At 66.3% G+C, this 12,887-nt stretch carries 13 protein-coding genes; 10 read left to right on the top strand and 3 right to left on the bottom strand.

Translation table 11 applies throughout. The features are described 5' to 3' along the window. The first annotated feature begins 160 nt into the window (after positions 1-160). From ccoN to ccoP, 4 genes are read left to right on the top strand one after another with little or no spacing between them, the layout of a single operon-like run. Positions 161-1,774, top strand: a complete 1,614-nt coding sequence (gene ccoN / locus I6N89_RS18050) for a cytochrome-c oxidase, cbb3-type subunit I (RefSeq protein ID WP_076701971.1) — start codon at positions 161-163, stop codon at positions 1,772-1,774. A 14-nt stretch (positions 1,775-1,788) separates the two neighbouring features. After that, entirely contained in the window at positions 1,789-2,517 is a 729-nt protein-coding gene (ccoO, locus tag I6N89_RS18045; protein ID WP_076701967.1) for a cytochrome-c oxidase, cbb3-type subunit II, read from the top strand. Positions 2,518-2,527: 10 nt separating this feature from the next. Continuing rightward, the gene (locus tag I6N89_RS18040; RefSeq protein WP_076701963.1) at positions 2,528-2,704 is read left to right on the top strand and encodes a cbb3-type cytochrome c oxidase subunit 3; all 177 of its coding nucleotides are present in this window, start codon (positions 2,528-2,530) and stop codon (positions 2,702-2,704) included. Positions 2,705-2,715: 11 nt separating this feature from the next. After that, a complete protein-coding gene (ccoP, locus tag I6N89_RS18035; protein ID WP_207019909.1) occupies positions 2,716-3,603 on the top strand; it encodes a cytochrome-c oxidase, cbb3-type subunit III in 888 nt (295 codons plus the stop codon). 216 nt (positions 3,604-3,819) lie between these two features. On the opposite strand, the gene I6N89_RS25700 is transcribed toward ccoP, so the two are convergent. Further along, positions 3,820-3,954 carry a hypothetical protein gene (locus I6N89_RS25700; protein ID WP_257787896.1) on the bottom strand — a complete coding sequence of 45 codons (135 nt, stop codon included), beginning with the start codon at positions 3,952-3,954 and terminating at the stop codon, positions 3,820-3,822. Positions 3,955-4,052: 98 nt separating this feature from the next. Between I6N89_RS25700 and I6N89_RS18030 the strand changes: the two genes are divergently transcribed. From I6N89_RS18030 to ccoS, 5 genes are all read left to right on the top strand, one after another. Continuing rightward, positions 4,053-4,940, top strand: a complete 888-nt coding sequence (locus I6N89_RS18030) for a LysR substrate-binding domain-containing protein (RefSeq protein WP_207019908.1) — start codon at positions 4,053-4,055, stop codon at positions 4,938-4,940. 83 nt (positions 4,941-5,023) lie between these two features. After that, positions 5,024-6,457: a cytochrome c oxidase accessory protein CcoG gene (gene ccoG, locus I6N89_RS18025; protein WP_328805898.1), complete on the top strand. Its 1,434-nt coding sequence runs from the start codon at positions 5,024-5,026 to the stop codon at positions 6,455-6,457. Then, positions 6,457-6,918: a FixH family protein gene (locus I6N89_RS18020; RefSeq protein ID WP_207019906.1), complete on the top strand. Its 462-nt coding sequence runs from the start codon at positions 6,457-6,459 to the stop codon at positions 6,916-6,918. Before ccoG ends, I6N89_RS18020 begins: the two co-directional genes overlap by 1 nt. A gap of 4 nt (positions 6,919-6,922) precedes the next feature. Next, the gene (locus tag I6N89_RS18015; RefSeq protein ID WP_207019905.1) at positions 6,923-9,109 is read left to right on the top strand and encodes a heavy metal translocating P-type ATPase; all 2,187 of its coding nucleotides are present in this window, start codon (positions 6,923-6,925) and stop codon (positions 9,107-9,109) included. Positions 9,110-9,113: 4 nt separating this feature from the next. After that, positions 9,114-9,275, top strand: coding sequence for a cbb3-type cytochrome oxidase assembly protein CcoS (gene ccoS / locus I6N89_RS18010; RefSeq protein WP_076701937.1), 162 nt, complete (start codon positions 9,114-9,116; stop codon positions 9,273-9,275). A 206-nt stretch (positions 9,276-9,481) separates the two neighbouring features. Here ccoS and I6N89_RS18005 read toward each other — a convergent pair whose 3' ends face one another. After that, entirely contained in the window at positions 9,482-11,062 is a 1,581-nt protein-coding gene (locus I6N89_RS18005) for a GMC family oxidoreductase (RefSeq protein WP_207019904.1), read from the bottom strand. Positions 11,063-11,148: 86 nt separating this feature from the next. Beyond that, positions 11,149-11,607: an Lrp/AsnC family transcriptional regulator gene (locus tag I6N89_RS18000; RefSeq protein WP_207019903.1), complete on the bottom strand. Its 459-nt coding sequence runs from the start codon at positions 11,605-11,607 to the stop codon at positions 11,149-11,151. 135 nt (positions 11,608-11,742) lie between these two features. On the opposite strand from I6N89_RS18000, the gene ald reads away from it, so the two are divergent. Continuing rightward, positions 11,743-12,861, top strand: coding sequence for an alanine dehydrogenase (gene ald, locus I6N89_RS17995; protein WP_207019902.1), 1,119 nt, complete (start codon positions 11,743-11,745; stop codon positions 12,859-12,861). Positions 12,862-12,887: the final 26 nt, after the last annotated feature.

Raw genomic sequence — 12,887 nt, 5'->3', positions numbered from 1 at the left:
ACGCCTGCGCGAATGGACGCACTTTGACAATGGTCAATGGCCTGAAGGGAAAGCCTTGATACAGATCAAGGAGTAGAGGCAGGCTTATAGCCATTAACCGCTCAGTCTAAAACCGCCCGTGCGGCACGCGAATCGTGCGGGTCAGACGAAGGGACGAACAATGATCAACTATATCAAGCTCATCGTGCTGGGCGTGATCGCGGTATTTGCGCTGATCGCGGCCAATTACGCACGAGATGTGGCTTACATGGTTCACGCCATCATCATCTTTCTGGTGGCGTCGGGACTTTTCCTGTGGACCCTGCGCCGCACCGATGAACCCGTGCCCGCTGCGGTCGCGGAAAAATCCTATCTCGACGGCGTCGTGCGCGCCGGCGTGATCGCAACCGCCTTCTGGGGCGTCGTGGGCTTTCTCGCGGGCACCTTCATCGCCACGCAGCTCGCCTTTCCGGCGCTCAATTTCGACTGGGCGCATGGCTACATGAATTTCGGCCGCCTGCGCCCGCTGCACACCTCGGCGGTGATCTTCGCCTTTGGCGGCAACGCGCTGATTGCGACCTCGTTCTACGTGGTGCAGCGCACCAGCGCGGCGCGGCTCTGGGGCGGCAACCTCGCCTGGTTCGTGTTCTGGGGATACAACCTGTTCATCGTCCTAGCCGCGACCGGCTATCTGCTGGGCTCTACCCAGTCCAAGGAATATGCCGAGCCCGAATGGTATATCGACCTCTGGCTCACCATCGTCTGGCTGGTCTATCTGGCGGTCTTCGTCGGCACCATCGTGAAGCGGAAGGAACCCCACATCTACGTGGCCAACTGGTTCTACCTCTCCTTCATCATCACCGTCGCCATGCTGCACGTCTTCAACAATCTGTCGATTCCGGTCTCGATCTGGGGCTCCAAATCGGTGCAGGTGTTCTCGGGCGTGCAGGATGCCATGACGCAGTGGTGGTACGGCCATAACGCCGTGGGCTTCTTCCTGACCGCTGGCTTCCTCGGCATGATGTACTATTTCGTCCCGAAACAGGCCGAGCGCCCGGTGTTCTCCTACAAGCTGTCGATCGTGCACTTCTGGGCGCTGATCTTCATCTATATCTGGGCCGGCCCGCACCACCTGCACTACACCGCCCTGCCCGACTGGGCCTCGACCCTCGGCATGGTGTTCTCGGTGATCCTGTGGATGCCCTCCTGGGGCGGCATGATCAACGGCCTGATGACCCTCTCGGGCGCCTGGGACAAGCTGCGCACCGACCCGATCATGCGGATGCTGGTGATCTCGGTGGGCTTCTACGGCATGTCCACCTTCGAAGGCCCGATGATGTCGATCCGCGCGGTGAACTCGCTGTCGCACTACACCGACTGGACCATCGGTCACGTCCACTCCGGCGCACTCGGCTGGAACGGCATGATCACCTTCGGCGCGCTCTACTTCCTGACGCCGAAACTGTGGAACCGCGAACGGCTGTACAGCCTGAGCCTCGTCTCCTGGCACTTCTGGCTCGCCACCATCGGCATCGTGCTCTACGCGGCGTCCATGTGGGTGACCGGCATCATGGAAGGCCTGATGTGGCGTGAAGTCGACGCCAACGGCTTCCTGGTGAACAGCTTTGCCGACACGGTCTCCGCCAAGTTCCCGATGTATGTGGTCCGTGCCCTCGGCGGCGGTCTCTATATCACCGGCGCGCTGATCATGTGCTACAACCTCTGGATGACCGTGAAACGGGCCCCGGCTGTCGAAGCCAGCGCCGCCGCGGCTCATGCCACCCCGGCCGAATAAGGAGGGCCGAGATTATGGGAATTCTCGACAAACACGGTATCCTCGAGAAAAACATCACGCTGCTGGCGATCTTTGCCTTCCTCGTGGTGACCATCGGTGGCCTGGTGCAGATCGTGCCCCTGTTCTATCTCGAGAACACCATCGAGGACGTGGAGGGCATGCGCCCCTACACGCCGCTCGAACTGGCGGGGCGCGACATCTACATCCGCGAGGGCTGCTATGTCTGCCATAGCCAGATGATCCGCCCGATGCGCGACGAGGTGGAGCGTTACGGCCACTACTCGCTGGCGGCGGAGTCGCAATACGACCACCCGTTCCAGTGGGGCTCTAAGCGGACGGGGCCCGACCTCGCCCGCGTCGGCGGCCGCTACTCGGACGAATGGCACGTCGATCACCTGCGCAACCCGCAATCGGTGGTGCCGGAATCGGTGATGCCGAAATACGGTTTCCTCGAAGCCAAGCTGATCGACGGCGAGCACATCCAGGATCTCATGTCGACGCACAAGTTCCTCGGCGTGCCCTATACCGACGAGATGATCGAGGCTGGGCACGAGGACTTCCTGGTGCAGACCGATCCGTTCGGCGATGTCGACGGGCTGTTCGAGCGCTACGGCGATGCCGTCAACGTGCGCAACTTCGACGGCCAGCCGGGTATCTCGGAGCTGGATGCGCTGATCGCCTATCTGCAAATGCTGGGCACGCTGGTCGATTTCTCGACCTTCGAGCCCGACGCAAGCCGCTGAGGAGGACTGAATGGGACACGAAACCTATAACGCCCTCCGGCATTTCGCAGACAGCTGGGGTCTGCTGGCCATGTTCGTCTTCTTCGTCGGCGTGATTGTCTGGGCCTTCCGCCCGGGCAGCCGCAAGACGCACTCGGACGTCGCCAACATTCCGTTCCGGCACGAAGACAAACCCGCCCAGGATTGAGGAGACGGGACATGAGTGACAACAAAAAGCAAGACGATCTCGACTACGAGACGACGGGCCATTCCTGGGACGGCATTCAGGAATACAACAAGCCGCTGCCGAAATGGTGGCTGATGATCTTCTACGCCTGCATCGTCTGGGGCATCGGCTATTCCATCGCCTACCCGGCCTGGCCCGGCGTGCGCACCGCAACTGCCGGCCTGCTCGGCTGGTCGACCCGCGGCAACGTGGAGCAGGCCATCCAGGACCACGAGGCCGAGCTGGCGCCGATCAACGAGCAGCTCGCCTCGGTCGAGCTGACCTCGATCACCAGCGATCCGGAGCTCAATACCTACGCGCTGAATGCCGGCGCCGCCGTGTTCCGCACCTGGTGCGCGCAATGCCACGGCTCGGGCGCTGCGGGGGCCACCGGCTACCCCAACCTGCTGGACGACGACTGGCTCTGGGGCGGCACCATGGAGGACATCCACTACACCGTGTCGCACGGCATCCGGAACGAGGACGACCCGGACGCGCGCTATAGCGAGATGCCCGCCTTCGGCCGCGACGAGCTGCTGAGCGAGGAAGAGATCGCGCAGGTGGCGAACTTCGTCATGACGCTCTCGGGCGAAACCCCGCCCGAGCCGGAGCTGGTCGAGGCCGGTGCAGAGGTGTTCGACATCAACTGCGCCTCCTGCCACATGGAAGACGGCACCGGCGACCGCTGGCAGGGCGCGCCGGATCTGACCGACGCGATCTGGCTCTATGGCGGCGACTACGACACGATCCACGAGACCGTGACCAATGCGCGCTTCGGCGTCATGCCCCCGATGGGTGGCGCAGAGCTGAGCGAGGCGGAAATCCGTGCCGTGGTGACCTATGTCCACGGTCTCGGCGGGGGCGAAGCTTCGGAAGAGTGAGCCCCTCACAGAACACCTTCGGGCCGCAAGGCCCGAAGGCCGGCGCCGGTGCCCCATCCTGTTCGCGCGTTTCCAGGGGCACCGGCGTTTTTTATTGCTCCTCGCGGAGCGGCCTTTCGAGGGATGCGCGAGCTTAGGGCGCGGCTTTGCGGCAGATCAAGGCAGCCCCACCCCGCCACACCAAAACGTGAGCCCTTCAAGCCCGGGCCACTCCCCTCAGCGGCGCAGCCAGCCGCGGCGCGGTTTGGCGCGCGGATCGTCGATCGCCCCTTGCGCGGGCGGGGTCCAGCGGCGCTCTCCGGGTTCCATCCGCGTCGCCGTCATGAAAGTCTGAGCGTAGATACCAAGCATCGTTTCTCTCCATCCTGTTCGTGTTCCTGTAATGAATATTGACCATCGGGCCATTTCAGGCGAGTCAGGAATAATGCCGACATGTAAGCTGAGGTAACATGGACTGGTCCAGCCTGCCGCCGCTCTCCGCCCTGCGCGCCTTTGCCGCCTATGCCGACACCGGCTCGGTTTCCGAGGCGGGCAGCGCGCTGAATGTCTCTCACGCCGCGATCAGCCAGCAGATCCGCAATCTCGAAACCCATCTCGGCGTGTCGCTGCTCGACCGCAGCAGCCGCAAGATGCGCCTCACCCATGAGGGCGAGCGGCTCGCCACCGCGCTGGCCGAAGGCTTCGGCGCGATCCTCGTCGCGACGCAGGAGCTGACCGGGCGCGATACCGACCGCCCGCTGGAGATCTCGGCCACGCCCGGCTTTGCCGCCACATGGCTGATGCCGCGCCTGCCGGGCTTTCGCGCGCATCACCCCGAGATCAGCCTGACCATCGACCCCTCCGCCGCTGTCCGCACGCTGGAGCCGGGCGGGCTCGATGTGGCGATCCGTTACGGCAATGGCGAGTGGCCGGGGCTGGAAAGCCACCTGCTGGTCAGCTCGCCCATCGCCGTGGTCGCCGCCACCTCGCTGGTCGGCGACCGCAAGATCGAGACCCCTGACGACCTGCGCCCCTTCCCGTGGTTGCAGGAGCTCGGCACCAACGAGGCGACGGACTGGCTGGCCGAGAACGGCGTCGAGCATGACCGCAGCCTCGGCCTCACAGCCCTGCCCGGCAACCTGATGCTCGAAGCGGCGCGGCAGGGTCAGGGCGTGGCGATCACCGCCCGGCTCTTTGCCGAGCCCGATCTTGCCGCCGGGCGGCTGCGCATCCTCTTTGAGGACCGGCGCAAGAAAGGCTACTGGCTCGTCACCCGCCCCGGGGTCGCCCGTCCGCCCCTGCGTCACTTCGTAACGTGGCTGCGTCGCGAGGCTGCAAAAGCTTCATCCGAGATATAATGATTGATGCAGGTCAATGTTGCAGCCGCGCGGCGGCGCGAAAAGGACCGCAACCAGGCAACCTGACACCGGAGCGATTCCCCGTGGCTGATACCGAGACTCCCGCCCCCTCCCTTTACGAATCACGCGAGCCGATCTTTCCCCGGCGCGTGAGCGGAAAGTTCCGCAATCTCAAATGGGTGCTGATGGCGGTGATGCTGGGCATCTACTATGTCACGCCTTGGCTGCGCTGGGATCGCGGCCCGGAACTGCCCGATCAGGCGGTGCTGCTCGATCTCGCCGGGCGACGCTTCTTCTTCTTCATGATCGAGATCTGGCCGCACGAGTTCTACTTTGTCGCGGGTCTGCTGGTGATGGCGGGGCTCGGGCTTTTCCTCTTCACCTCGGCGCTGGGACGGGTCTGGTGCGGATATGCCTGTCCGCAGACCGTCTGGACGGATCTCTTCATTCTGGTCGAGCGCTGGATCGAGGGCGACCGCAACGCCCGGCTGCGCCTGCACCGGCAGAAGAAATGGGATTTCCGCAAGGCCCGGCTGCGCGTCACCAAATGGGTGGCCTGGTTCCTGATCGCGCTGGCCACCGGCGGCGCCTGGGTGTTCTATTTCACCGACGCGCCCACGCTCGCGGTCGATCTGGTCACCGGCAACGCTCACCCGGTCGCCTATACCACCATGCTGATCCTCGCCGGCACCACATTCGCCTTCGGCGGCTTCGCCCGTGAGCAGATCTGCATCTATGCCTGCCCCTGGCCGCGCATTCAGGCGGCAATGATGGATGAGGACACGCTCACCGTCGGCTATCGCGACTGGCGCGGCGAGCCGCGCGGCAAGCACCGCAAGGGCGCCGGCGCCGAGAACCTCGGCGATTGCATCGACTGCCGCGCCTGCGTCAATGTCTGCCCCATGGGAATCGATATCCGCGACGGCCAGCAACTGGCCTGCATCACCTGTGCGCTCTGTATCGACGCCTGCGACGACGTCATGGCAAAGATCGGCAAGCCGCGCGGGCTCATCGACTATCTGGCGCTCTCCGACGAAACCCGCGAGCGCGAGGGCCATACGCCGCGCGCGGTCTGGAAGCACGTCTTCCGCCCGCGCGTCATCCTCTACACCGCGCTGTGGTCGCTGGTGGGCATCGGTCTGGTCTTTGCGCTCTTCCTGCGCCCCGAGATCGAGATGACCGTCGCCCCGGTGCGCAACCCGACCTTCGTGGTGCTCTCCGACGGCTCGGTGCGCAACACCTACGATGTGCGCCTGCTCAACAAGCACGGCGAGGCGCGGCCCTTCGAGCTGACGCTCACCGGCAATGACAACCTGACCCTGTCGCTCGAGGGCGAGGACGACACCACCGTCGACGTGCCCGCCAACGAGACCTACCTTCAGCGAGTCTATGTCACCGCGCCCAACGGCACCGAGGAGGCGCAGGACGAGCGCACCGCCTTCAGCCTCTGGGTCGAGGATCTGACCAATGGCACGCGGGCGGAAAACGATACGGTCTTTAACGGACGGGACAACTGATGACCAAGGAACGCAGGCTTACCGGTTGGCACGTACTGGCGATCTTCGTGGGCGCCTTCGGCGTCATCATCGGGGTGAATATCGCGCTGGCCTATAATGCCGTCGCCACCTTCCCCGGGCTCGAGGTCGACAACTCCTATGTCGCGAGCCAGACGTTCGACGCCCGCCGCGAGGCGCAGGAGGCGCTCGGCTGGACGGTCAAGACCAGCCATGACGAGGGCCATGTGGTGCTCGCCATCACCGACGAGAAGGGCTATCCGGTGCAGCCGAAAACGCTCTCCGCCAAGATCGGGCGCACCACCAACGTCAAGGACGACCGCACGCCGGATTTCACCTTCGACGGGCGCGCCTATGTGGCCGAGGATCATCTGGCGCCCGGCTACTGGAATGTATGGCTGAGCGCCGAGGCCTTCGACGGCACCCGCTTCGAGCAGCGCCTGGAACTCTACGTCAAGGAATAAGCCCATGACCGCCGCGATGCGCCCGCCGGCCTCGGCCTGCCCCGCCTGCTCCGCCGCCCCGGCCGCCGAGGCGCTCGCCGCCGCGCAGGCGCCGTCGGATGCGCATGTGGTGCTGTCGCTGCCGACGATCCACTGCGCCAACTGCATGCGCGCGGTGGAGACGGCGCTGAGCGCGGTGCCGGGGGTGCACAGCGCCCGGGTCAATCTGACGATGAAGCGGGTCAGTATCGAGGCCGATCCCGGCCTTAGCGCCGATGATCTCATCCCCGTGGTCGCCGGTGCCGGCTATGAGGCGCATGAGCTCGACACCGGCGCGCTCTCGGCCACGCAGACCGACAAGGCGGGGCGCGATCTGCTGATGCGGCTGGCGGTCGCGGGCTTTGCCATGATGAACGTCATGCTGCTGTCGATCTCGGTCTGGTCCGGCGCCGAGGGGCCGACCCGCGACATGTTCCACTGGATCTCGGCGGCGATCACCCTGCCGACCATCGCCTTTTCCGGGCAGATCTTTTTCCGCAACGCCTGGGGCGCGCTGAAGGCCGGGCGCCTGAACATGGACGTGCCGATCTCGCTGGCGATCCTGCTCGCGGTGGTCACCTCGCTCTGGGAGACCTCGCTTTCCGGCGAGCACGCCTATTTCGACGCCGCCATCGCGCTCACCTTCTTCCTGCTGACAGGCCGTTATCTCGACCACCGCACCCGCTCCATCGCGCGCTCCGCCGCCGAGGAGCTGGCGGCGCTGGAAGTGCCCCGCGCCTGGCGGGTCACTCAGGACGGCGAGGAACAGGTCTCCGTCGCCGATCTGGCGGTGGGCGATCTGCTGCGCGTGCGCCCGGGCGGGCGGATGCCGGTGGACGGAGAGATCACCGAAGGCCAGTCGGAGCTCGACCGCTCGCTGCTCACCGGCGAAACCCTGCCCGTCTATGCCGCCCCCGGCACAAGCGTGAGCGCCGGCGAGGTCAACCTCACCGGTCCGCTGGTGGTGCGCGCCACGGCGGTGGGGCGCGAGACCTCGCTGCACCGCATGGCCGATCTGGTGGCCGTGGCGGAATCGGGCCGCGCCAACTATACGCCGCTCGCCGACAAGGCGGCCAAGCTCTACGCGCCGGGCGTGCATATCCTCTCCGCCTTGGCGTTCATCGGCTGGTTCCTCTACACGCAGGATTTCCGCGTGGCGCTCAACATCGCCGCCGCCGTGCTGATCATCACCTGCCCCTGCGCGCTGGGGCTGGCCGTGCCGGCGGTGACCACCGCCGCCTCGGGCAGGCTCTTCAAGAAGGGCCTGCTGATCAAGGACGGCACCGCGCTGGAGCGGCTCTCCGAGGTCGATACGGTGGTCTTCGACAAGACCGGCACGCTCACCGCCGGCGCGCCGCAGGTCACCAATATCGGCGATTTCACCCGCAACGATCTGGAAATCGCCCTGGCATTGGCCGCGGGCTCCGCGCATCCGCTCTCGGCCTCGCTGACGACAGCCCTGCGCGAGGCCGGCATCGCCCCCGCCACGCTGAGCGATATCGCAGAGGTGCCCGGCCACGGCACCCGGGGCCTCTGGCGCGGCCAGCAGGTGCGGCTCGGGCGCGCCGCCTGGGTCGGCGGCGGGCAGTCCGACGTGACCTCCGCCTGGCTGCGCGTGGGCGACGGGCCGGCACAGGTCTTCACCTTCACCGACAGCCTGCGCGACGGCGCCGAAGAGGCGGTGCGCGGGCTGATCGAAGCCGGTCACCGCGTCATCCTGATGTCTGGCGACACCACCCGCGCGGTGGAAACGCTCGCCAGCCGGCTGGGCATCCCGCACTGGATTGCCGAGGCGCTGCCGCAGGACAAGGCGGCGCGCGTCAGGGCGCTCTCCGACGAGGGCCGCAAGGTGCTGATGGTGGGTGACGGGCTCAACGACACAGCAGCACTGGCCGGCGCGCATGTCTCGATCTCCCCCGCCTCGGCGCTCGACGCCGCCCGGGTCGCCTCCGATATCGTGCTGCTCGGCAATTCTCTGGCCCCGGTCCCCGACGCGATCGCCACCGCCACCCGCGCCACCAGACGCATCCGCGAGAATTTCGGCATCGCCACCTGGTACAATGTCATCGCCGTTCCGCTGGCCATCGCGGGATTGTGTTCGCCACTGATCGCCGCATTGGCCATGTCCGCCTCGTCGATTACAGTGTCGCTGAACGCGCTGCGGCTGAGGTGATCCGATGAATATCCTTCTCTACCTGATCCCGATCTCGCTGTTCCTCGGCGGCATGGGCCTGCTGTTCTTCGTCATCACCGTGCGCACCAAGCAATATGACGACCCCGAGGGCAACGCCCAGCGCATCCTCTCGGGCCAGTACGACGACGCGCCGAAACAGGACTGAGGGCTCAGCGCGCCATGAGCCGCGCATCGCCTGCCCGTGGGGTGGCGATGCCCCATCTGAACCTCTCGATTTATCCCGGCCAAATCCGAAAGGCCTCGACACTTCGCGCGGGCGGAACCAAATCGCCAGCCCGCCGGGACGGGCAGGCGATGCGCGGCGCCTTCGGCTTGTTCCGCGCAGGCCTTGCTCGCAACGCCGCTTCGCCATTACCCCCGCAGGATCATATCCGCCGCCTTCTCGGCGATCATGATCGTCGGCGCGTTGGTGTTGCCGCTGGTGATCGCCGGCATCACGCTGGCATCCACCACCCGCAGCCCGCCGATCCCCTTCATCCGGCACTCCGCATCGAGCGGGGCCTCATCGCCCGCACCCATGCACACCGTGCCCACCGGGTGGAAGATCGTCGTGCCGACCTCCCCCGCCGCCCGCACCAGATCCGCGTCGCTCTCATAAGTCAGCCCCGGCTTGATCTCTTCGGGGGCGTATTTCGCCATCGAGCCCTGCGAGACGATGCGACGGGTCAGGCGGATGCTGTCCACCGCCACGCGCCGGTCCCCCTCGGTCGCGAGGTAATTCGGCGCGATCACCGGCGGCGCCTTCGGATCGGAGGAGGCCAGCGTCACCCTGCCCCGGCTCTCGGGCCTCAGGTTGCAGACGCTGGCGGTCACCGCCGGGAAGCTGTGCAGCGGTTCGCCGAACGCGTCGAGCGACAGCGGCTGGACGTGGTATTCCAGATCCGGCGTCGCCAGATCGGGCCGCGATTTCGCGAAAGCCCCGAGCTGCGAGGGCGCCATCGACATCGGCCCGGCGCGGCGCGCCAGATATTCCAGCCCGATCGCCGCCTTGCCCCAGAGCGAATTGGCCAGCGTGTTCAGTGTCTTCGCCCCGGTGAGCTTCCAGGCGCAGCGCAGTTGCAAATGGTCCTGAAGGTTGCCACCCACGCCCGGCGCCTCGTGCTTCACCTCGATCCCGTGCCCGCGCAGCAGATCCGCCGGGCCGACCCCTGCAAGCTGCAACAGATGCGGCGAGTTCACCGCCCCCGCCGACAGGATCACATCGCCGCCGCAGCGCGCCTCGCGCGCCTGCCCGCCCTGCTCATAGGCCACACCGACGACCTTGCGGCCCTCCCAGAGCAGCCCCGTGACATGCGCATGGGTCTCGACCCGCAACGTGTCGCTCTCGGTGGTGCGCAGGAAGGCCTTGGCGGTGTTCATCCGCCAGCCATTGCGCTGGTTCACGCGGAAATAGCCGACGCCTTCATTGTCGCCGGTATTGAAATCACCGACCTTCGGCAGCCCCGCCTCATACGCGGCCTCCATCCAGTCATCCAGCACCTGCCAGTGCAGCCGCTGGTTCTCCACCCGCCATTCGCCGCCGGCGCCATGCATCTCGCTGGCACCCTCGACGTAATCCTCGGATTTGCGGAAATAGGGCAGCACATCGTCCCAGCCCCAGCCGGGCAGCCCCATCTGGCGCCAGCCGTCGTAATCCGCCGCCTGGCCGCGCAGGTAGAGCATGCCGTTGATCGAGGAGCAGCCGCCCAGCACCTTGCCGCGCGGATAGAGCAGCGAGCGCCCGTTCAGCCCCGGCTCTTCGGCGGTGCGGTAGCACCAGTCGGTGCGCGGGTTGCCGATGCAGTAGAGATAACCCATCGGGATGTGGATCCAATGGTAGGTGTCGCGCCCACCCGCCTCCAGCAGCAGCACGCGCCGCCCGGCCTCCGACAGCCGCTTGGCCAACACACAACCCGCGCTGCCCGCGCCGATAATGACGTGATCCCAGGACATGGCCCCTCCTCCTCCTGCGCCGGCAACCGGGGGTTCAATTGCCTGATACTTGATATCCCAGAGATTTTTGCATGGCGCAACCGCGCTCAGACCGGCAGGGCGGTGGTCTTGAAGACGGTGCGCAGGGCAAAGCTCGACTGCATCTGCGCCACACCCGGCAGGCGGGTCAGGTATTGGCGGTGGATGCGCGCGAAATCCTCGGTATCCTCCGCCACCACCTTCAGGATGTAATCGGCGCTGCCCGCCATCAAGTGGCATTCCAGCACATCCGGCACCCGCGCCACCGCCTTTTCGAACGCCTCCAGCACCTCGTCGGCCTGGGCGCTGAGGGTGATCTCGACAAAGACCGTGGTCGGCATGTTCATCTTGCGCGCGTCGAGCAGCGCCACATAGCCGCGGATATAGCCCTCGGTCTCGAGCCGCTGCACCCGGCGGTGGCAGGCGGAGGGCGACAGATGCACCTGCTCGGACAGCTCGGCATTGGAGATCCGCCCCTGTTTCTGGAGCACCCGCAGGATGCGGCGGTCGAGATCGTCAAGCTCCATGGCGGTTTCTTTCAAGGATTGGGAAAATTGTCGAAGATTTTGCGAACGGCGCGCAGATCAACGCATCAAATCCGCTGGGAAATTGCAAGCGACGCTTGGCAAAATTCCGAAGAACGCAGACGGGAGGAGTCGCAAATGAAGATCGGATGCCCCACCGAAGTCAAACCGCAGGAACACCGTGTCGGGCTGACGCCCAATGCCGTGCGCGAGGCTGTGGCGCATGGCCACGAGGTTCTGGTGCAGAGCGGCGCCGGGCTGGGCGCGGGCTTTGACGATGCCGCCTATCTCGCCGCCGGCGCCCGACTGGCACCCGGCGCGGCAGAGGTCTTCGCCGAGAGCGACATGATCGTGAAAGTGAAGGAGCCGCAGCCCGCCGAGCGCGCCATGCTGCGCGCGGATCAGTTGCTCTTCACCTATCTGCATCTCGCCCCCGATCCCGAGCAGACCGACGACCTGCTGGCCTCGGGCGCCACCTGCATCGCCTATGAGACGGTGACCGACGCGCAGGGCGGGCTGCCGCTGCTGGCGCCGATGTCGGAGGTCGCCGGCCGGCTGGCACCGCAGATGGGCGCCTGGGCGCTGCAAAAGCCCAATGGCGGGCGCGGCGTGCTGATGGGCGGCGTGCCCGGCGTAGGGCCGGCCAATGTGCTCGTGATCGGCGGCGGCAATGTCGGCACCCATGCGGCGCGCATCGCCGCCGGGATGGGCGCCGATGTGACCGTGCTCGACCGCGCGCTGCCGCGCCTGCGCTATCTCGACGACGTGTTTGGCGGCGTGTTCCGCAACCGCTACTCGACCGAAGGCGCGCTGAACGAGCTGCTGGCGCAGGCGGATATGGTGATTGGCGCGGTGCTGATCCCCGGCGCGGCGGCGCCCAAGCTGGTCACGCGCGCGATGCTGGCGGATATGAAGCCCGGCGCGGTGCTCGTGGATGTGGCCATCGACCAGGGCGGCTGCTTCGAGACCTCGCGCGCCACAACCCATGACGATCCGGTCTATGAGGTGGACGGCATCCAGCATTACTGCGTCGCCAACATGCCCGGCGCCGTGCCGCGCAGCTCGACCATCGCGCTCGGCAATGCCACCCTGCCCTTCGTGCTGGCGCTGGCGGACAAGGGCTGGCGCAAGGCCTGCGCCGAGGATCCGCATCTTCTGGCCGGGCTGAACGTGCATGCGGGCCGGCTGACCAATGCCGCCGTCGGCGAGGCGCTGTCGCGCGAGGCGATCACGCCGGTCGAGGCGCTGGAGATCTGAGCTGGGTCTCGATCCCCGGGCCCAGC

Source organism: Salipiger abyssi (assembly GCF_017311415.1).
In the GTDB taxonomy this organism is placed as follows: domain Bacteria; phylum Pseudomonadota; class Alphaproteobacteria; order Rhodobacterales; family Rhodobacteraceae; genus Salipiger; species Salipiger abyssi_A.
Note: the sequence above shows the minus strand (reverse complement) of the source record. Positions and strands in the feature narration are given on the sequence as shown.